This is a genomic window from Brevibacterium sp. UMB1308A (genome assembly GCF_030230605.1).
Classification (GTDB): Bacteria; Actinomycetota; Actinomycetes; order Actinomycetales; family Brevibacteriaceae; genus Brevibacterium.
Window position 1 is genome coordinate 1 of record NZ_JASPDO010000026.1, and the last position, 20035, is coordinate 20035.

Below are 20035 nucleotides of genomic sequence, written 5' to 3' on the forward strand. Positions count from 1 at the left end.
TCAACGTAGAGTGGATCTATGGCTCTCCCTACCTGCGTCGCGTCAGTTCCGATCTTTCAAAACCTCGATCACCAAGGTCAGGAATCGATTGCGTCGCGACTCCAGCACGTCCATTTGCAGGCCGGTGAAGCGCTTGCCATGCCGGGCGACCCTGGGGCACTTCGCGTGGTCCGCAGTGGCCGAATCCGGCAGTCGCGGATTACTGCTAATGGCTCCGAACAGCTCCTACGTGTTCTTTCTCATGGCCAATTCACGGGAGAGCTAGCCGTGCTCACCGGCCAACCTGAGCAAGTTATGTCGGTTGCACTCACTGACTCCGAGGTGTGTGTACTATCCGCTACCGACCTTCGCGAAATTCTGGTGACCCACCCCAAGGTGAGTATGGAAATGATCGCCGAGGTGTCCACTCGCTTGGCACGTTCCGAAGACCAACTCACACAGATCACCGGGCGGTCGGTCTCGGCGCGTTTAGGGGAGTATTTGGCAGGGCTCGCCGAGGCGGCAAAAGGGGCTGCCTTTGAACTTCCCATGGCGAAAAAGGACCTGGCATCGTTCTTGGGTACGACGCCTGAAACGCTGTCGCGGACGTTACGTACGTTCGCGGACAAAGGGCTTATTTCTCAGTCCGGGCGGCGCATAACAGTAAAGGAGCCCAGCCGCTTAATGCTGCTGGACTCCTAAATAGGCGACTGGGCGTTAGCTCACGCTTTTTACCGGATACCCCAAGTCGTCGATGATTTTGCGGATTGATGCTGCTGACGCCCGCGCTTCTTCGTGGTCGACGACGACGCGACTCGAATTGAACTTCACGTCTACCTTCTCAACTCCGTCGACGCGGCCAACCGCGGTTTCGATCTTGGCGACGCACGATGGGCATGTAAACGGTTCAGTGCGGAATGTTGTTGTAGTCATGTTTCCTCCTTCAGTGTTGTTACTTTCAGTTAAGTTCAACAGTGGATTTCTCGCCTTGATCTGCATCAAGTTTGCGGATCTTTGCTTTAAATCGGACTAGTCGTACAGCGTTGAGCACCACCACTAACACCGAAGCTTCGTGTACCAGTATGCCCACACTCATGAACACAGCGCCTGCGACAACTCCAACGAGAAGCGCAACCACGGTAGCGAGAGCGATAAACGTGTTTTGGCGCACGTTGCGCACGGTCGCTTGCACAAGTTGTCGCGCGTGTACGAGCTGATCAAAACGTCCACCGGCAAGAACCACGTCTGCAGTGTCAATTGACACATCGGTGCCCGTACCCATTGCAATTCCAACGTGTGCTGCCGCGATCGCAGGAGCGTCGTTAATGCCATCACCGATCATTGCGACTTTCCGGCCCTGTGCGGTGAGTTCCTGAACCGCATCAACCTTGTGCTCCGGTAGAAGTTCTGCCTTGACCTGATCAATGCCCAGCTCGCGCGCAACAGCAGTAGCAGTGCGGGGGTTATCGCCGGTGAGCATGACGATGTCACGGATTCCCCATTCATGCAGTTGTGAAAGCGCCTTGGCTTCCGGACGAATCGTGTCAGCCACTGCGATCATCCCGGCCAACTTACCGGCCACGATCACAAAGAACACCGTAGCGCCTGCCGTTTCTAATTCCTGGGCCTTCTTCTCCCATGAGCCAAGCGTTACACAATACTCGTTAACCAATCTGCGTGAACCCACGGCAACCTCTGTGCCCTCAACAGTTCCGCTGATTCCAGAGCCAGCGTGAACCCGTACATCAGAAACAGGGGAGAGGGACACCTCGGCGGCGGCCTCTACAACAGCGGTACCCAACGGGTGCTCAGAAGCCGTTTCGACAGCAGCGGCCAGGCGCAAAACCTCGTGTGCGTCAGAACCGATGCCTACAACCTCGACCACGGTAGGACGACCATGGGTGAGCGTACCCGTCTTATCGACCACCAGCGTGTCCACTGCAGCGAGTCTTTCAACTGCATCGCCGCCTTTTAGTAACACGCCGTGCCGAGCGCCGTTACCAATCCCCGCGACCATTGACACGGGCGTGGAAATTACCAGGGCTCCGGGACATGCAATCACCAAGAACGTCAGCGCGAAGTGCGCATCAAACGTCACTAAGAACGCAACAACCGCTAACACGATGATGGTGGGGGTGTACCAACGGGAAAAACGGTCCAAAAACCTTTGCGTGGACGATTTAGAGTCCTGAGCGTCCTCAACCAGTTCAATGATGCGAGAAAACGCGGTGTCGGAACCTACGTGTTCAGCACGAATAGTCAGATAACCGTCAGCGACAATCGTGCCGGAAAACACCGAGTCACTGTCGTTTTTGAGAGCTGGAACGGGTTCACCGGTAATCGTGGATTCGTCGATGTGCCCACGCCCGTCGACCACGGTACCGTCGACCGGCACGCGTGAACCTGTGCGCACAACAACGTGCTCTCCCACCTTCACGCCGGACGCGGGCACGGTGACGGTTTCACCATCACGAATTACATCCGCCTCTTGTGGGGCCATATCGATAAGGTCACTCACCGAACGACGCGTGCGCTCCATCGACCGTGCTTCGATCCACGAGCCGAAAACGAACAGAAAGGCCACCACGCCTGCTTCAACGAACTCCCCAATTACTAGGGCGCCGGTTACGGCGATCGTCACAAGCAAGTCGATCGAAAACGTTTTATACCTAAGCGCTTGAAAAGCTGTCTTAGCGATGGGCCAACCGGCCGTCAGAGCGGCACCCAGCAGACTCACCATCTGTAGGCTTCGCCACGAAACGATGGGTATGGCTCCCGTTGCAAATGCCCAACCGCTCACAGCAGATAGGGCGGGATCATCTACCCATTGTGCGATTCCCCATGCCACAAGTGCCAGCACTAGGAGCGCACCACTAATTAGCGAAATCCTCGCTCTAGCTTTTGAAGTCATCGTCACTCCTCTTCCTTGTTCTGTTACCAGTACATCGGAAACGAAGCGACCACACCTTGATGTAGGTCAAGAAGCTGAGGAACGAAAAACGCGCGGAGAGACACTGTGTCTCTCCGCGCGTGCACGTGAGGCTAAGGCCTACGGTAGTGAGAAGGCTGCTTAGAACACTCCAGCGTTCTTCTTGCCACCGTCGGTGAAGGTTACGCCCTTGCGGGAGTCCTTCTTGTAGTCGTTGTAGCCGGTTGTGTCGTCCTTGAGACGGCCAACCTGGCTGACCTCAATGTAGTTCGAGATGCGACCCAGCTTGGTCTTACCGTCACCAAAGTTCAGGTTCGCAACCAACGTTTCTTCACCTGGTTCAATCGCGTTCGACAGGGTTACCTGGAAAGTGCGAGTTGAAGTCTTCTTGTCGAAGCCGAGGTCGCGAGTGTATGCGCCGTTGAAGTGACCAGGCGTGATGAGGCGGTCAACTCCCTTTGGTCCCTTGTCAGTCTTGACCTTTACCAGGAACGAGGTCTGTGGGAACTCCTGGTAGTAGGTGTCGGAACCTACGTTCTTAACACGCAGACCTACAAGTCCGGCATAGCCAGGAGCTTTACCCGCTGCAACGGTCAGGCGTGGTTCGAGGTCGTGCTTAGCCTTCTTAGCAGGCTTGGTGGTGTTGACCTTTGGAACTGAAGGTTCTTTGGTTTCGATGACACGGTTAACTGGCTTGCCAGTGCCCTTGCCGCCTTCAGCGCCTGAAGGGTTGTCGTACATGCGCACGCGAACTTCGTTCTTAATGGGTGCAAAGGCAGTCCACACGGTTGGGTTGGACCAGGTTCCGTTTGGCTTGCAGTACTGCTGGGTTCCGGTCATGGTGATGGTGCGGAAACCGTAGGTTGCTTCACCGGTGTGGCCGGCAGGAACGTCGTATGGACCAATCTGCTGTCCAACTTCCCACGACAGGGAGTAAGAAGCTTCGCCACCGATGGTCTTAGCAAGCGACATTGCGATTCCCGCGTTTACGCTGCCCTTGTCAGCGCTCTGGCTTCCACCCAAGTTGATGTCGGTGGACTCTGACTTGCTTCCGTTAACGGACAGCGAAATGGTCTGCGAACGGCTCGTTGACTGGGTCAGCGGAATGGATGACTTGGTCTTGTTGTTGGTGGAAATTGTTCCAACCGGAGCCCATGAGTCCTTCACCTTGTACACAACCGTGCGGTAGTCCTCTGCGGAGTTACACACTGGGTTTGGGTTAAGAACGTTGGCCTTAATGTGGTCTGATCCGTGCTTGGTGTGCACGATTGGCAGGTCAGGGTTAAGAGCGGGGGTTTCCGGGTACGTTTCTTCGTGGGTTCCACCAGCGAAAGCAGGGCTGGCTCCGAACAGGGCTGCAAAGACCGCGGTGCCGGCCAGAGCAGCTGAAGCAGTGCGACGAATGCTCATTGAGAAATCCTTTACGTAAGGTGTATGGATCGTTCGTTAAGTGATTCTTGAGTCACTGTTAAGCAACACGAATGATGTTACTCACGGGTTTACGCGCAAGTAAACTAATGAGTAACAATATGACCAAAACTCAGGAAACGTTAAACTTCGGGCCTGGCAGGGCCGAAGAAACCACCTCGGCGAGCCCCCGCTCCAGCCGCACGCACCCATATAAAAGACGCGCCCACGCAACGCGAAATCCCGGACTTTGCCACGCAAAGAATTAAGGTAAATACCATGGCGACCAGTACGACTTCCCCCGCTACTGGTACAGGACGCCGGAAGCGTGGAGCCCCCACGCAGGCTACTGAACCCGCGGGTGAACAGCAGAAAACCAACCCCGTAACCGGAGCATGGATGGGCATGTCACGCATGGCCGGAGACCGCGCGCGCAAAGCGTTTAGCGAAGACCCCGAAACACCGACCCGCCGCGACGGCACAGGCTTCTTCCTCATTGGCCTTGCCGTTGTAGTCGCGGCATTCGAGTGGTGGAACATCCCAGGCGTGTTTGGCAACGCGGTGCGCGGAGTATTCGAAGGGACCTTTGGCCGAGTGGCCCTGGTCCTGCCTGTCGTATTCGTTCTCTACGCTGTGCGCCTCTTTATGCGCGGCAACGAAACCCGCCAGAACAACCGCATCCTGGTTGGAACCATCGCGCTTTTGGTTTCCGCCGCAGGCCTGGCGCACATCGCCGCCGGCAACCCTAGCTTCGTCAACTCACGCGAAGCCATGGCAAACGGTGGGGGAGCGCTGGGCTACATCGTGTCCAGCCCGCTCGTCACCGCCGCAACCGTGTACGTGGCCGTCCCAATCCTGGTGCTCGTTGCGCTCTTTAGCGTGCTGGTAATCACCGCAACACCAGTTGTCAAGGTCCCGGAACGCCTCGTAGGTCTCTATAACCGCCTCACCGGCGGACCCACGGAACCTACCACTGGCGCCGAAGAAGACGACGACACCAACGTCGACCTCGTCGCTACCAACCAGCGCACCTCGACCCTCAAACCTCTGGGACGCAAACGCCGTTCAAAGAAGACCGACGGCGAAGACGCCACCCGCGCCTATGACAAGGCGACCATTGATGACACCTCGGGCAAGGACGCCGAGGTCGCCCCGCCTGCCGCTGAAGACGCACCTACCCGCGTGCTCAACAGCGAGATCTACGACGTGGATCAAGACGTAGACGAGCCGAAGTACAAGCCCGGTCAGCGTCGCCCCACGAAGGCAGAGCGGGAAGCCGCGAAACTCAAGCGCGACCAAGGTCTCGACGCCACACTGCCCGGCGAAACCACAGACGTTAAGTCGCAAGAAGAAGCCGCCACCAGGGCAATTGATCGCAAACCTGACCCGGAAAACACGGTGCCCACTGTCAACACTCCGGCACCTGTCGCTACAGGAGAGTTACCTCAACGCGTTGAACAGCTGGAACTCGCAGGTGACGTCACGTACACCTTGCCCGCCTCGGACCTGCTCACGGCCGGGCCACCGCCAAAGGAACGCTCGGAAGTCAACGACCGCGTGGTCGAAGCTCTGCGTGAAGTCTTTGAGCAGTTCAAGATCAACGCTGCCGTCACTGGCTTCTCGCGTGGCCCTACCGTGACTAGGTATGAAGTTGAACTAGAACCTGGTACCAAGGTCGAAAAGGTCACCGCGCTGGAGAAGAACATCGCATACGCGGTTGCCAGCGCCGATGTACGTATTCTGTCGCCCATTCCAGGCAAGAAGGCCATCGGTATTGAAATCCCCAACGCCGACCGCGAAACCGTGGCGCTGGGTGACGTTCTGCGCTCGCAGGCGGCCCGTGGAACCGATAAGCCGATGATTGTGGGCGTTGGTAAGGACGTTGAAGGTGGCTTCGTTGTTGCGGACCTTGCGAAGATGCCGCACTTGCTGGTGGCCGGTGCAACCGGTTCCGGTAAGTCGTCGTTCGTCAACTCCATGATCACGTCCATCATGATGCGTGCAACGCCAGATGAAGTGCGCATGATCCTGGTTGACCCCAAGCGTGTGGAATTGACCATTTACGAAGGCATTCCGCACCTGATCACACCCATCATCACCAACCCGAAGAAGGCTGCTGAAGCCCTCGAATGGGTGGTGCGTGAAATGGACGCCCGCTACGACGACCTCGCGCACTTTGGGTTCAAGCACGTACGCGAGTTCAACCAGGCTGTGCGTGAAGGACGCCTCACTCCACCGCCAGGCTCTGAACGCAAGCTGCAACCGTACCCGTACCTGCTGGTTGTGGTGGACGAGCTGGCTGACCTCATGATGGTCGCACCACGCGACGTGGAAGCCTCGATTCAGCGCATTACGCAGCTTGCCCGTGCCGCCGGAATTCACCTGGTGCTTGCGACCCAGCGCCCATCCGTGGACGTCGTGACCGGTCTGATCAAGGCCAACGTGCCTTCGCGTCTGGCCTTTGCGACTTCCTCACTGGCCGACTCCCGCGTGATTTTGGACATGCCAGGTGCCGAGAAGCTCATTGGCCAAGGTGACGCGCTGTTCCTGCCCATGGGTAAGTCCAAGCCCATGCGTGTGCAGGGTTCGTGGGTCAACGAATCCGAAATCGAAGAAGTGGTCAAGCACGTCAAGACCCAGCTCGCGCCTAACTACCGCGAAGACGTCCAGGCTACTGCTCCTAAGAAGCAGATCGATGAAGAGATCGGCGACGACATGGACGTTCTGCTCCAGGCCGCTGAGCTCGTCATCACCACGCAGTTCGGTTCGACCTCCATGTTGCAGCGCAAGTTGCGTGTTGGGTTCGCAAAGGCGGGTCGCCTCATGGACCTCATGGAATCCCGCGGAATCGTGGGGCCATCCGAAGGGTCCAAGGCTCGTGATGTGCTGGTGAAACCTGACGACCTTGCAAGCACGCTGGCGTTCATCCGCGGTGACGCCCCGCCTGAAGGTTCGTCTGCTGACGCCGGCGGTGTTGAGGGCGCTGATGACGACCAGGGCAATGCGCCGTACGCGCAGGCCGCCGAGGTCGTTAACCCTGGTGACGCAAACCCCGCTGGTGACGGGGGAGCTGGCGAGTTAAAAGCCGGCGACATTGACCCCGAAACTGGTCTGGAAGTCGTGGAGGCTTCCAGCGAAGACGCATGGGGGCTAACCGGCCGTTAACCGATGGTCGATAAGCTTGGTTTTATGAGTACCCCAGACCGCAAACAGGGTCAGCCAGAAACCACCTCGGCGACGCACAAGGAAAGCAGCCCTGCCGCTGCCAAACGCACACGCATGCAACACGTGCCCAACGCGTTGACAGTCCTGCGCATCGTCATGGTGCCGGTGTTCGCTGTTTTGCTACTTATGCACGGCGGACAAGACCCCACGCTGCGGTGGTGGGCGCTGGCGGTTTTCCTGCTGGCCATGTTCACCGACAAACTAGACGGCGACATCGCGCGTAAGTACGACATCGTCTCTGACTTTGGAAAACTCGCCGACCCTATCGCCGACAAAGCCCTCATGGCCGCCGCGTTCATTGGGCTGGCGATCGTGGGCGCTTTGCCGTGGTGGGTTCCCGTGGTGATTCTGGTGCGTGAAATTGGCATCACAGTGATGCGCATGTTCATGCTCAAGTACGAAGTCATGCCGGCTTCGCGTGGCGGGAAGATCAAGACCGTACTCCAGACGGTGACCGTAGCTCTGTATATCGCTGCCTTGCCGCTGGCCGTGGTGACCCCTGCCGGTTTCATGTTCGTCTACGCGATCATTGCCGGATTCGCGCTCACGCTCACCGTTGTAGTCACCGTGCTCACCGGTGTCGACTACGTTCTGCAGGCCCAGAAGATCAAGAAGGAAGCGGGCCAAAGCAAGGAGGACGCAAAGGCAACCACCACCTCGGGCAAGGCGCCGAATGGCCGCTGACACCGGGTACCTGGCCACGCGCGTCGTTCACACGTACACGCAGCGCGGGCTCACGGTTGCCACGTGCGAATCCCTGACGGCCGGGCTGGTCGCGGGGACGCTGGCGACCGTGCCGGGCGCATCGAAAGTTCTGCGTGGCGGTCTGGTGACGTACGCGACTGACGTGAAGTCTGGGCTGGCTGGCGTTGATGCTGGGCTTTTGGAGGCGGTCGGGGCTGTGGACGCCGAGGTGGCCCTGCAGATGGCGCGGGGTGCTCGGCGGGCGTGCGAGGCGGATGTTGCGGTGGCCTGCACGGGTGTCGCCGGACCTGACGCACAAGATGGCAAACCGGTTGGTACCGTGTTCATCGCCGTGGTGACTGAGGATGACGAAAGCGTGTGCGAGCATGCGTTCGAAGGGGATCGAGCGGCGATTCGACAGCAGACTGTTGACGTGTGTTGTGAAGCGTTGTTGCGTATCACTTCCTGCGGAGTTTCTTTAAATCCCGTGGAAGACGACCTCTGAGGTTTAGTGCGAAACCGAACGCACTGTAGGGTTGTTGGAATAAACCACGTACCGGTACGGTTACACCTCTACACGTACCACGTCGCCTGAGGAGGCTATTTTGACCCTGCTCCGTACCGAAATCGGCGACACCCTGCGCGTAGCGCGACGTCGTCAGAGTCGAACTCTTCGCGATGTCTCGACTGATGCACGTGTGTCGTTGGGGTACTTGAGTGAAATTGAACGCGGGCAAAAAGAAGCATCGTCTGAACTGCTCGCGTCCATCTGTGAGGCCCTTGACATGCCTGTGTCGGTTCTGTTGCGCGAAGTCGCTGACAAGATCGCGTTGTCTGAAGGAGTTCTGGTCCCAGATACAGTGCCGGACAACTTTGAAGAGATTGACGTGCCCCCAGAGGTAGCGAAGCGAGCTTTCGCACAGCAACGATAAGTTCTCGCGGTAGCGATAAGAGCGGTTTGGGGCGCGTGTGTGCCCCGCCGCTGGTAACAGGAAGGTCTTGTGTGCGCCACAGTGTCTATTGGGAGCTGATGAACGACGAATTCGGCTCGATTCGCGCAGCTTCGTTGCACACCGACCTCGCCTTGAGTTCACTAGGGTCCCTCACTGCTCAGGAAGCACTTGAGCAGGGGGAGGACCCTAAAGTTGTGTGGCTCGCCGTGTGTGATGCCGCGGGTGTGCCGGAAAGTCGCCGTCTGGGGACAGATAAGAAGCCACACTCAAATCCCTTTTAACTCCTTTTAATTCGCGACACGCGGGCGGTTGCGCGCGCAATGTTCGAACATATGTTCAATTGTGGCGTAGGATGGTCCTGTGACATTCAGTGTGGTGAACGGAAGGGTTTTCCACATTTTTCTTTGTGAGGAATTTCTGTGTCAGTGCCTCCTCATAGAGTGCAACTAGACCATCACGAGGAGGAACTATGGCGACTAAGTCAAACAACACGAACGTCAGTGCCGACAACAAGCAGAAGGCACTCGAAACTGCACTCAGCCAGGTGGAACGCCAGTACGGAAAAGGCTCCATCATGCGCTTGGGTTCGCAAGAGCGTCAGCCCATTGAAGCAATCCCAACCGGTTCGCTCGCACTCGACGTGGCACTGGGTATAGGGGGTCTGCCACGTGGTCGTGTGATTGAGGTGTACGGTCCGGAGTCATCGGGTAAGACGACTGTTGCGCTCCACGCCGTTGCAAACGCGCAGAAAGCCGGCGGTCTTGCCGCGTTCATCGACGCTGAGCACGCTCTTGACCCCGAATACGCAGCCAAGCTGGGAGTCGACACCGATCAGCTGCTGGTTTCACAGCCAGATACCGGTGAACAAGCACTCGAAATTGCCGACATGCTCATTCGTTCTGGTGCGTTGGACATCATTGTGATCGACTCGGTCGCTGCACTTGTTCCAAAGGCAGAAATCGAAGGAGAAATGGGTGACTCACACGTGGGTCTCCAAGCGCGCCTCATGTCGCAAGCCCTGCGCAAGATCACGGGTGCTCTCGCACACTCCAAGACCACGGCGATCTTCATTAACCAGCTACGCGAAAAGGTGGGGGTTTTCTTCGGTTCGCCGGAAACCACCTCGGGCGGTAAGGCGCTCAAGTTCTACGCTTCGGTTCGCCTTGACGTGCGCCGTATTGAGACCTTGAAAGAAGGCACTGACGCTGTGGGCAACAAGACCCGCGTCAAAGTGGTGAAGAACAAGGTTGCGCCACCGTTCAAGCAAGCCGAATTCGACATTATCTACGGTCAGGGGATCTCGCGTGAAGGTTCCATCATCGACATGGGTGTAGAAAACGGAATCGTGCGTAAGTCTGGTTCCTGGTTTACCTATGACGGCGACCAGTTGGGGCAAGGAAAAGAAAACGTGCGAAACTTCTTGCGCGACAACCCAGAACTTGCCGATGAAATTGAGACCAAGATCCTTATGAAGCTTGGCATTATCGAAGACGAAGCCGAGGAACAGAAGCCTCAGGAGTGATAAACCGTGAGTAGCGCACACCTCATTGAATCGCTACAACAGTCGATCGACCAGATCGAGGCACAGGGTGCTCAGCCGGAACCTGACCCTCTGGCGCACGACCCGGAATACAAACAAACCAAGAAACGTGCTTTGAACATTCTGAGCGTGCGTGACTACTCGGTTGACGAGTTGCGCAAGAAACTCCTTGCGCGGGAGCACCCTGAGGACGCTGTTGAGCGCGTGCTGACCAAACTGCAACGAGCTGGGCTACTCAATGACCAGGAGTACGCGCAGAACTATGTGCGGGTGCACCGTGAAAAGCGGAACCTGTCCACGTCAGCTTTGCGGCGTGAACTGGTCAAACGTGGGGTAGCGGACAATCACATTCGTTTTGCCCTTGACCAGGTAGAAGACGAGCACGAGGTGGCTTTCGGGGTAGCGCTCAAGAAGGCGCGTTCGACCGTTGGCTTGCCACGTGAGAAGCGGATGCGACGTATTCTTGCGATGCTTGCCAGGCGCGGGTTTCCGCAAAGCATCAGCATGGATGTGACGTTGCGCGCACTCGATGAAACCTGAACGATTGCGCCGTGGGCAGCCCTGTAGAATGTAGGTCTGATGACTGACGTACTAAACCGCACCTATGAAGTGAAAACATATGGGTGCCAGATGAATGTTCACGACTCTGAACGGCTCTCAGGTCTCCTCGACGACGCTGGATACACACCAGCCGAGCCCAACGAACAAGCCGATGTCGTGGTGTTTAACACCTGCGCAGTGCGAGAGAACGCCGACAACCGCTTGTACGGGAACCTGGGCCGGCTCGCGGAAGTGAAGGAAACACACCCAGAACTGCAGATCGCAGTGGGTGGATGCATGGCGCAAAAAGACCGCGACACCATTGTGGAACGGGCGCCATGGGTGGACGTGGTGTTCGGAACCCACAACATGGGGTCACTTCCCGTGCTCTTGGAACGCGCACGCCACAACAAAGAAGCCCAAGTTGAGATCAAGGAAAGCCTTGAAGTTTTCCCATCAACACTTCCTACCAGGCGCGAATCAACCCACTCCGGGTGGGTCTCCATCTCCGTCGGGTGTAACAACACGTGTACGTTCTGCATCGTGCCGCACCTGCGCGGAAAAGAAAAAGACCGCCGCCCCGGTGACATTCTTGCTGAAGTCGAAGCCCTCGCTGCCCAAGGCGTTATCGAAGTGACCCTACTCGGGCAGAACGTGAACTCATACGGAACTGAATTCCGTGACCGTCAAGCATTCGGCAAACTGCTTCGTGCAGTGGGTAAAGTCCCGGGAATTGAACGTGTGCGCTTCACTAGCCCGCACCCAGCTGCCTTCTCCGACGACGTTATTGACGCGATGGCCGAAACACCTACGGTCATGCCGCAACTACACATGCCGTTGCAGTCAGGGTCTGACACCGTGCTTAAAGCTATGCGCAGGTCCTATCGCACCAAGCGCTTCATGGGCATTCTGGACAAAGTGCGCGAACGCATTCCACACGCGTCAATCACCACCGACATCATTGTTGGATTCCCCGGAGAAACCGAAGAAGACTTCCAACAGACCATGGACGTAGTACGTGAAGCCCGCTTCACCCAGGCATACACGTTCCAGTACTCCATCCGTCCAGGAACCCCGGCTGCCACCATGGAAAATCAGATTCCAAAAGACGTGGTGCAAGAACGGTTCGAACGTTTGGTCGCACTGCAAGACGAAATCGCATGGGAAGAAAACAAAGCGTGCGTAGGCAATCAAGTCGAAGTGCTGATCAACACGGGGCCCGACGCTCAACACGGACGCATGTCTGGCCGAGCACGGGACAACCGACTTGTGCACGTACGAGCTCAAGAAGGACTAGATGCTCGCCCCGGTGACATCGTCACCGCCACAGTAACCGAGGCGAAACCGTACTTCCTCATCAGCGACTCGGACTACACCGTGCGGCGCACACCGGCCGGCGACGCGTGGGACCTATCCCAAGCAGAAAGCTGCGGGGCAACGGGAGGGGCTGCCACCTCGGGACCCACAAACCTGGGGCTGCCAACCATCCGAGTAGGAGCAAACTAGCCGTGACCGTCATCAACGTTGTGGGGGCCACCGCAACAGGCAAATCAGACCTGGCGATCACCCTGGCTCACCACCTCGATGGCGAAATCATCAACGCCGATTCCATGCAGTTTTACCGTGGCATGGACATCGGCACGGCAAAAGTTTCATCCGAACAACGCGCGGAAGTTCCACACCACCTGCTCGACATTCTGGACGTCACGCAGGACGCCTCGGTCAGCGAGTACCAGAGCAGAGCGCGTGCCTTGATCCACGAGATCCACGAGCGGGGGCGTACCCCCATCATTGTGGGTGGATCGGGACTTTACGTGCGCGCTGCTACCGACGTCATGAATTTCCCTGGTACCGATCCTGCGATGCGGGCCAGGCTGGAAGGTATCGCCGAGGCTGGGGCGCTTCACGACATGCATGCGATGCTCGAAGAACTCGACCCCAAAGCCGCTAGCACCATCAAACCCACCGACGCGCGGCGGATTGTGCGGGCACTCGAAGTGATTGCGCTGACGGGAGATACCTTCAGCTCTGAACTGCCCGAATACACGTACTACACGCCCACTATCCAGGTAGGGTTGGCGCAAGATCGCGAAACCCTGCACCAGCGCATTGCCGACCGTGTCCACCTCATGTGGGACGCCGGGTGGGTCGACGAAGTGCGCACCCTGCTCGACCAAGGGCTGCGGGATGGGAAAACCGCACGGCACGCGATTGGTTATGCGCAGATCATTGACTACCTCGACGGTAACATGACCGCCGACCTGGCTATCGACTCAACCGTCACGCGAACTCGCCAGTTCGCAAAACGCCAAGAAACCTGGTTCCGGCGCGATCCACGCATTCACTGGTTCGACGCTGCTGACCCGGACACCTCGGAGAACGCCCTTAACTACATCAAGGAGACAGCATGATTGACGGACAACTCGTCAAAGGCCACGGAACGGCCAACGACTTTGTTCTCCTGCACGACCCCAACGGTGAACACGAGCTCGATCCAGCTAGGGTGCGCGAACTCGCAGACCGCCGCACCGGAATCGGAGGAGACGGGGTCATTGGTGTGATCCGAAGTGAGGCACTGGGCGAAGAAGCCGGGGACGTAGCGCGCGGTGCCGGCGCCGAATGGTTCATGGACTACCGCAATGCCGACGGATCAATCGCCGAAATGTGCGGCAACGGAGTACGCGTTTTTGCCCACTACCTGCGGACATATGGCCTCGTGCAAGACCAGTCGTTTGCGGTTGGAACCCGGGCAGGCGTCAAACACGTCACCGTGATTCCTGACCCGCTGGGCGGGGATACGCCCTGGTACAAAGTCGACATGGGGAAGTGGCAACTGCCAGGTGGGGGCGAAGCCTTTGACGCCACAGTCGAAACCACAGGTGTTCGCGTAGCGCGTCCGGGATTGACCGTGGACATGGGAAATCCGCACACCGTGGTAGCGCTGGCCCACGCAGAAGAACTCCAAGCCGCCAAACTACACGAACCCCCGCACGTCGAACCCACTCCACCAGCGGGAACAAACGTTGAGTACATCGTGATCGAACCCGACAAAGACCCCACCACCGGGACACTGCGAATGCGTGTACATGAACGCGGAGTCGGGGAAACCTACGCGTGCGGAACGGGAGCTTGTGCCTCGGCACTGGCTGCCTACGTGTGGGCCGGACGCGGCCCCCAAGCCCCAACCACATGGACGGTACACCAACCCGGTGGGGCAGTCCGTATCGAGATCACAGGCGAAACTGTGGCGCTGTCAGGTCCGGCGGTTATCACGTACGAAGTCACACCTCGGGAACTTCCAACTTCCTAACCACCAACACGCGGAAGCCCTTGGCAGAAGCCTCCCTGCGCACATCCCAAGCCCCAGGCAGGTTCTCACTCATCCATGTGGCAAGCGAATCAGCGCCCAAGTTCTTCGACACGACGAGCCACGCCTCACCGCCGGGAACCAGACGCGGAAGCCACGTCAAAAGAAGCTCGTGCAACACGTCTTTGCCCACGCGAATGGGCGGGTTCGACCAGATCGCTGAAAACTGGACACTGTCCGGAATGTCCTGGGCAAGCACGGGAGTGACAGACGTCAGACCAGCAACCTTGGCGTTCTCGCGGGTCAGAGACAAGGAACGCTCGTTGACGTCCAAAGCCCACACACGCACCTCGGTGTCGTCATCACGCGCTTCGAGGCCAGCTTGCAGGCTGATGGGGCCCCAACCGCACCCCAAATCCAAGATGTCTCCAGCCGGGGGAGCAGGCAGGTTCTTCAACAGCACTGTGGTGCCAGGATCCAGACGCGACGGAGAAAACACACCCGCGTCAGTGGTGACATCAACATCACGACCGGCAAGATGCACCGTAATAGTGCGAGGCTTCGACGCAGTGTGCGGTTGAGATGAGAAGTAGTGATCGTTCACCCCATCATGCTAAAGCACCAGTGTGAAACAATAATGTTCCTAACTATCTACAGAAAGAGCTCAATGCAATCAGATAAGCACCGCGAAATGATCGACAGGGTGCTGTCCCGAGCCTCCGACTCACTGACGGAAGACCACCTCGCAAGCGACGACTACAGTCAGCTTGACCTGATAGAACGTGAAGCACTACGGCGTGTCAGCGGGCTATCGACCGAACTTGAAGACATCACGGAAGTCGAATACCGCCAGATTCGACTCGAAAACGTGGTGCTCGCAGGAGTCTATTCAGGTTCCAGCGAAGAAGCCGAAACGTCACTTCGCGAACTCGCAGCGCTCGCCGAAACCGCCGGTTCACGCGTACTCGACGGGGTCCTGCAACGACGCGACACCCCAGACCCATCCACGTACTTAGGGCGTGGAAAAGCACAAGAACTGGCCGAGATCGTTGCCAGCGTGGGCGCCGACACCGTCATCACCGACACCGAACTCGCGCCTAGCCAACGCCGTGCGCTCGAAGACGTGGTTAAGGTCAAAGTCATTGACCGAGTCGCCCTGATCTTGGACATTTTTGCCCAACACGCCAAAAGCCGTGAAGGTAAAGCCCAAGTGGAGCTCGCGCAGCTGGAATACCTGCTTCCACGTTTGCGTGGTTGGGGTGAATCCATGTCCCGGCAGGCTGGTGGACGTGTGGCCGGAGGTGCTGGAATCGGATCGCGTGGGCCCGGTGAAACAAAAATTGAGCTGGACCGTCGGCGTATTCGCACCCGCATGGCTAAACTGCGCAGGGAGATCAAGGCGATGGCGCCAGCCCGCGAGACAAAACGGTCCAACCGCACGCGAAACAAGGTGCCCAGTGTCGCTATTGTGGGCTACACCAACGCTGGCAAGTCCTCGCTACTCAACCGGCTCACTGACGCCGGGGTCATGGTGAAAAACGAACTGTTCGCCACCCTTGATCCCACAGTCCGTCAAGCACACACGGCAGATGGGCGGGTGTTTACCTACACCGACACTGTGGGATTCGTGCGCAACCTGCCCCACCAGCTCGTTGAGGCATTCCGGTCCACGCTGGAAGAAGCCGCCGACGCCGACCTGCTGTTGCACATTGTCGACGCCTCACACACGGACCCACTCGCACAGATCAAGGCGGTTCACGACGTCCTCGACGAGGCTCAAACGATCGACATCCCTGAACTCATCGTTTTCAACAAAGCCGATATCGCAGACCCAGACACTTTGGCGCGCGTGCTCAACACCTACCCGAACGCTGTTGTCGTATCTGCGCACACGGGGCAGGGCATCGACGAACTTCGCGAACGCATCGATGACCTGTTGCCGCGCCCCTCCCACCACATCACCGCGCTCGTCCCGTTCGACCGAGGTGATCTCATCGCGCGCGCCCACGACGAAGGCACAGTTGAGTCAGAAAAGTACACGGCTCAAGGCACGCTGCTTGTGGCCATGGTTGACCCTGACCTCCTGCACGAACTCGAACAGTTTCGCAAGCCAGACATGGTCGACCCGCAGACCTTTGGGTGAACCACATGAGCACAGACGTAGAACAACTCCTCGAAGCAGCCGTTGACGCGTTAGGCGGAACCCACCGAGAAGGCCAATCCACCATGGCCCAAGCGGTGTCGAGCGCCCTGGACAACCAAACACACCTGCTGGTGCAAGCAGGCACCGGAACGGGTAAGTCCCTTGGCTACCTGGTGCCCAGTGTCGAATACGCACTGCGAACCGGCGACCGGGTCATCATTTCTACCGCAACACTTGCCCTGCAATCGCAGATCATCCAACGAGACCTACCCCGGCTTGCGAAAACTGTCGGGTCCGTCACTGGGCGGAAACCCACCTCGGCGGTTCTCAAAGGACGCCGCAACTACGTGTGCCTCCACAAGCTGGGAGGCGGGTACCCCGGCGATGAAGAGTCCGCCCTGTTTGACGTTGGCGCTGACATTGAAGGACGCCGAGGTGGCTCAATGACCGCGACCGAAGCCGAGATCGCGCGGATCAGGGAGTGGGCCGACGTGACCGCGACGGGGGACCGGGACGACTTGGTTCCTGGTGTTTCTGACCGAACGTGGTCGCTGGTTTCCGTGAACTCGTTCGACTGTTTGGGTTCCACATGTCCCATGTTTGAGGAGTGCTTTGCCGAACGTGCCAAGAACACGGCGGCGGATGCTGACATCGTGGTTACCAACCACGCGCTCTTGGCTATTGAGGCACAAGGGGAACAGACGGTGTTGCCGGAGCATTCGGCGGTGGTCATTGATGAGGCGCACGAACTGCGCGACCGGGTGACAGGTGCTCTCACCGGGGCCGTTACGCACGCTCTGCTGAGTGCCGTTGCGTCGACAGTTAAGAAGCACACGGCCGCAACGGCGGACACCATTCAGGCACTCACCAAGGCCAGCGACCAGTTTGCTGCGGCCTTGGAAGAACACGATCCTGGCCTGTTGCGCGTGTGGCCGGATGACCTGAATGATGCCCTGTCAGCGGTTCATGACGCGCTGCGGGATTTGAGTTCGCAGGTTGGGCCAGCGTCCAAGGAGTCTGAGCCCGATGCCGGTCGGCACATGGCACGCGCACGCCTTGACGAAGCGTTTGAGCTGGTTGAGCGGCTACTGGATCGAAACAGCAACGATGTTGCGTGGATTTCGACGAACACGTTTAAAGAAACCACCACAATATCGCTCATGGTGGCGCCGTTGAGCGTCGCAGGGACGTTGCGGAACGGGCTTTTCGCGGAGTCCACCGTGGTGGCGACCTCGGCGACGCTGGCGTTGGGTGGAAAGTTTGAGCCGGTTGCGGCTGCTCTGGGTTTGGCGGGTGAAGAAGCCCCGCGGTATGACGCGATCGACGTGGGTAGCCCGTTTGACTACCAGAAACAGGGGATCCTGTACGTGGCCGGGCATTTGCCCAAACCTGGCAGGTCTGGGGTCAACGTTCAGGTATTGGACGAAATCGTGGAGCTGATTGAAGCGTCCCGAGGTGGTGCCCTGGGACTGTTTTCATCGCGCCGTGCCGCTGAAGAGGCGGCACAGTACGTGCGGGAGCGCACGCGCTACCAGGTGTACTTGCAGGGTGAAGACACGCTTTCGGTGCTGGTGAGGGACTTCGCGGCCGGTGATTCGGCTGTTCTTTTTGGCACCATGTCGCTGTGGCAGGGTGTGGACGTTCCGGGGCTAACAAACAGGTTGGTGCTGATTGACCGGATACCATTTCCACGCCCTGACGATCCCTTATCGCAGGCACGCACGCAGGCAGCCGCGGCCCGAGGTGCGAATGGGTTCATGGCCGTGTCGGCAACGCATGCTGCGTTGCGTTTGGCTCAGGGGGCTGGGAGGCTGATTCGCACGTCACAGGACCGTGGCGTTGTTGCGTTGCTCGATTCACGTGCGCGTACTGCCGGCTATTCCAAGTTCTTACTCGATTCGCTTCCGCCACTGTGGCGGACCACTCATTCTGGTGTGGTGAAACAGGCGCTGGAGCGTTTGGCAACGGGCGTTGTGGCAACTGGCACTGCAGAAACCGCGACGAGGGAAGCAGGCGCTCAGGGCGCCGACGCCGCGGCTGGGAAGATCAGTGAGGACTCTACACGCGACGAATAACGGCAGTCACGAGACCCATGATGAGCGCGTGATCGCCGTCGATGGGTTCGTAATCCTTGTTTTGTGGCAGTAGCCACTGCTTGCCACCTTCACGCTTGAGCGTTTTCACAGTGGCTTCATTGTCGAGAAGAGCAGCCACGATTTCGCCGTTGTTGGCCGTGGACTGCTTGCGCACCACTACCCAGTCGCCGTCACAAATGGCGGCGTCGATCATGGAGTCGCCCACAACCTGTACAAGGAACATTTCGCCTGAACCCACAACCTGGCGGGGGAGTGCGAAGACGTCTTCGACATGTTGTTCGGCGGTGATGGGGCCACCGGCGGCAATACGCCCAACGACCGGAACCAACGCAGTGTTTGCGGAGGTTTCTGGGGTCATCTTGTCGTTGTACTCGATTTCGTTAGGGTTAACGACTTCAAGTGCCCGAGGTCGTTTAGGGTCACGGCGAACGTATCCCAGGCGTTCGAGCTGGTTCAGCTGGTGTGCCACGGACGACAGTGATGCGAGCCCGGCTGCCTGGCCGATTTCACGCATGCTCGGAGGGTAGCCGTTTGTGTAAACAGCGTGTTCAATGCATTCGAGGACTTGGCGTTGACGTGGTGTGAGTCGCCTGTCGGTTCGTGAAACCGAGTCTTCTGGTAGTGAACGCGAGTGCATCGATTCTTGTTCTTGGATGTCTGCAATGACGCTTTCGTTGCGAGGGCGTCCCCGGCCTCGCTTTGCCTTCTCTGCCACTTTTCCTCCCAATGTGTGACTGTTTGGCCTTCTGACCTGGTCAAACGTCTGATCTAAAAACTGTGTCAGACCCTCCTGCGAGAGTCAGACATGCAAGTAAATGAGATCGCGTTCGAATCTATTTTCACACATTTGTTCGAGAAATAGTAGACATCTGTTCGAATGTCATGTTCAATAGAACATAGATTCGATAGAACGCCAGTTCGAATGGAGGATTGACATGATGCGAGTAGCTCGCACATACGCATTGCGCCGGCTCGTGGTTGTGGCTGCTTTAGTTGTTGCAGCTTTCGCAATCACCTTGGCAGTGTTGCCGGCGCAGGCTTCTGAAAATGAAAACGCGGCACCCACGGTGACCGTGACGGTGAAAGAGGACCAGTCGCTGTGGACGATTGCTCGGGAACACGGTGGTGGTGAACGTACCGACAAAGTGGTCAAGCAGATTCAAGCGATTAACGGACTCGAAGGTTCGCTAGTTCGACCCGGCCAAAAGCTCGAAGTTCCATCACGTTAAACT

General features: G+C 58.0%; 19 protein-coding genes. 14 read left to right on the forward strand and 5 right to left on the reverse strand.

Translation table 11 applies throughout. The features are described from left to right. The first annotated feature begins 18 nt into the window (after positions 1-18). The gene (locus QP868_RS10160) at positions 19-681 is read left to right on the forward strand and encodes a Crp/Fnr family transcriptional regulator (RefSeq protein ID WP_284926446.1); all 663 of its coding nucleotides are present in this window, start codon (positions 19-21) and stop codon (positions 679-681) included. Positions 682-696: 15 nt separating this feature from the next. Here QP868_RS10160 and QP868_RS10165 read toward each other — a convergent pair whose 3' ends face one another. From QP868_RS10165 to QP868_RS10175, 3 genes are all read right to left on the reverse strand, one after another. Further along, entirely contained in the window at positions 697-912 is a 216-nt protein-coding gene (locus QP868_RS10165) for a heavy-metal-associated domain-containing protein (protein ID WP_005883615.1), read from the reverse strand. A gap of 25 nt (positions 913-937) precedes the next feature. Beyond that, positions 938-2890 carry a heavy metal translocating P-type ATPase gene (locus QP868_RS10170; RefSeq protein WP_284926447.1) on the reverse strand — a complete coding sequence of 651 codons (1953 nt, stop codon included), beginning with the start codon at positions 2888-2890 and terminating at the stop codon, positions 938-940. A 159-nt stretch (positions 2891-3049) separates the two neighbouring features. Beyond that, a complete protein-coding gene (locus tag QP868_RS10175) occupies positions 3050-4318 on the reverse strand; it encodes a hypothetical protein (RefSeq protein WP_284926448.1) in 1269 nt (422 codons plus the stop codon). Positions 4319-4594: 276 nt separating this feature from the next. Here QP868_RS10175 and QP868_RS10180 point away from each other — a divergent pair, with 276 nt between their 5' ends. The 10 genes from QP868_RS10180 to dapF all read left to right on the forward strand — a co-directional run bounded on the left by QP868_RS10180 (position 4595) and on the right by dapF (position 14567). Further along, entirely contained in the window at positions 4595-7480 is a 2886-nt protein-coding gene (locus QP868_RS10180) for an FtsK/SpoIIIE family DNA translocase (RefSeq protein WP_473964646.1), read from the forward strand. A gap of 24 nt (positions 7481-7504) precedes the next feature. Next, a complete protein-coding gene (gene pgsA / locus QP868_RS10185) occupies positions 7505-8224 on the forward strand; it encodes a CDP-diacylglycerol--glycerol-3-phosphate 3-phosphatidyltransferase (RefSeq protein WP_284926449.1) in 720 nt (239 codons plus the stop codon). Then, positions 8214-8729, forward strand: a complete 516-nt coding sequence (locus QP868_RS10190) for a CinA family protein (RefSeq protein WP_284926450.1) — start codon at positions 8214-8216, stop codon at positions 8727-8729. Before pgsA ends, QP868_RS10190 begins: the two co-directional genes overlap by 11 nt. A 100-nt stretch (positions 8730-8829) precedes the next feature. Next, positions 8830-9156, forward strand: a complete 327-nt coding sequence (locus QP868_RS10195) for a helix-turn-helix domain-containing protein (protein ID WP_005883630.1) — start codon at positions 8830-8832, stop codon at positions 9154-9156. 71 nt (positions 9157-9227) lie between these two features. Next, positions 9228-9458 (forward strand): DUF3046 domain-containing protein, encoded by a 231-nt coding sequence (locus tag QP868_RS10200; RefSeq protein ID WP_005883632.1) that lies wholly within the window; start codon positions 9228-9230, stop codon positions 9456-9458. 188 nt (positions 9459-9646) lie between these two features. Then, the gene (gene recA / locus QP868_RS10205; RefSeq protein ID WP_005883634.1) at positions 9647-10699 is read left to right on the forward strand and encodes a recombinase RecA; all 1053 of its coding nucleotides are present in this window, start codon (positions 9647-9649) and stop codon (positions 10697-10699) included. 6 nt (positions 10700-10705) lie between these two features. Beyond that, entirely contained in the window at positions 10706-11257 is a 552-nt protein-coding gene (locus tag QP868_RS10210; RefSeq protein WP_284926451.1) for a regulatory protein RecX, read from the forward strand. A gap of 39 nt (positions 11258-11296) precedes the next feature. Then, positions 11297-12763 (forward strand): tRNA (N6-isopentenyl adenosine(37)-C2)-methylthiotransferase MiaB, encoded by a 1467-nt coding sequence (miaB, locus tag QP868_RS10215; RefSeq protein WP_284926453.1) that lies wholly within the window; start codon positions 11297-11299, stop codon positions 12761-12763. 2 nt (positions 12764-12765) lie between these two features. Beyond that, the gene (gene miaA, locus QP868_RS10220; protein WP_284926455.1) at positions 12766-13668 is read left to right on the forward strand and encodes a tRNA (adenosine(37)-N6)-dimethylallyltransferase MiaA; all 903 of its coding nucleotides are present in this window, start codon (positions 12766-12768) and stop codon (positions 13666-13668) included. Further along, complete coding sequence (gene dapF, locus QP868_RS10225) at positions 13665-14567, forward strand: diaminopimelate epimerase (RefSeq protein WP_284926456.1); 903 nt, start codon at positions 13665-13667, stop codon at positions 14565-14567. The genes miaA and dapF overlap by 4 nt, the downstream gene beginning before the upstream one ends. Here dapF and QP868_RS10230 read toward each other — a convergent pair. After that, positions 14539-15168 (reverse strand): class I SAM-dependent methyltransferase, encoded by a 630-nt coding sequence (locus QP868_RS10230; protein WP_284926457.1) that lies wholly within the window; start codon positions 15166-15168, stop codon positions 14539-14541. The genes dapF and QP868_RS10230 overlap by 29 nt on opposite strands. Before the next feature lie 63 nt (positions 15169-15231). On the opposite strand from QP868_RS10230, the gene hflX reads away from it, so the two are divergent. Continuing rightward, positions 15232-16707, forward strand: coding sequence for a GTPase HflX (hflX, locus tag QP868_RS10235; protein ID WP_284926458.1), 1476 nt, complete (start codon positions 15232-15234; stop codon positions 16705-16707). Positions 16708-16712: 5 nt separating this feature from the next. Then, positions 16713-18782, forward strand: a complete 2070-nt coding sequence (locus QP868_RS10240; protein WP_284926459.1) for an ATP-dependent DNA helicase — start codon at positions 16713-16715, stop codon at positions 18780-18782. Here the strand turns inward: QP868_RS10240 and lexA are convergent. Next, positions 18766-19440: a transcriptional repressor LexA gene (gene lexA / locus QP868_RS10245; RefSeq protein ID WP_156798169.1), complete on the reverse strand. Its 675-nt coding sequence runs from the start codon at positions 19438-19440 to the stop codon at positions 18766-18768. The two genes, QP868_RS10240 and lexA, sit on opposite strands and share 17 nt — an antisense overlap. Before the next feature lie 298 nt (positions 19441-19738). On the opposite strand from lexA, the gene QP868_RS10250 reads away from it, so the two are divergent. Then, on the forward strand, positions 19739-20032 hold the full coding sequence (locus QP868_RS10250; protein ID WP_284926461.1) for a LysM peptidoglycan-binding domain-containing protein: 294 nt from the start codon (positions 19739-19741) through the stop codon (positions 20030-20032). Positions 20033-20035 lie beyond the last annotated feature (3 nt).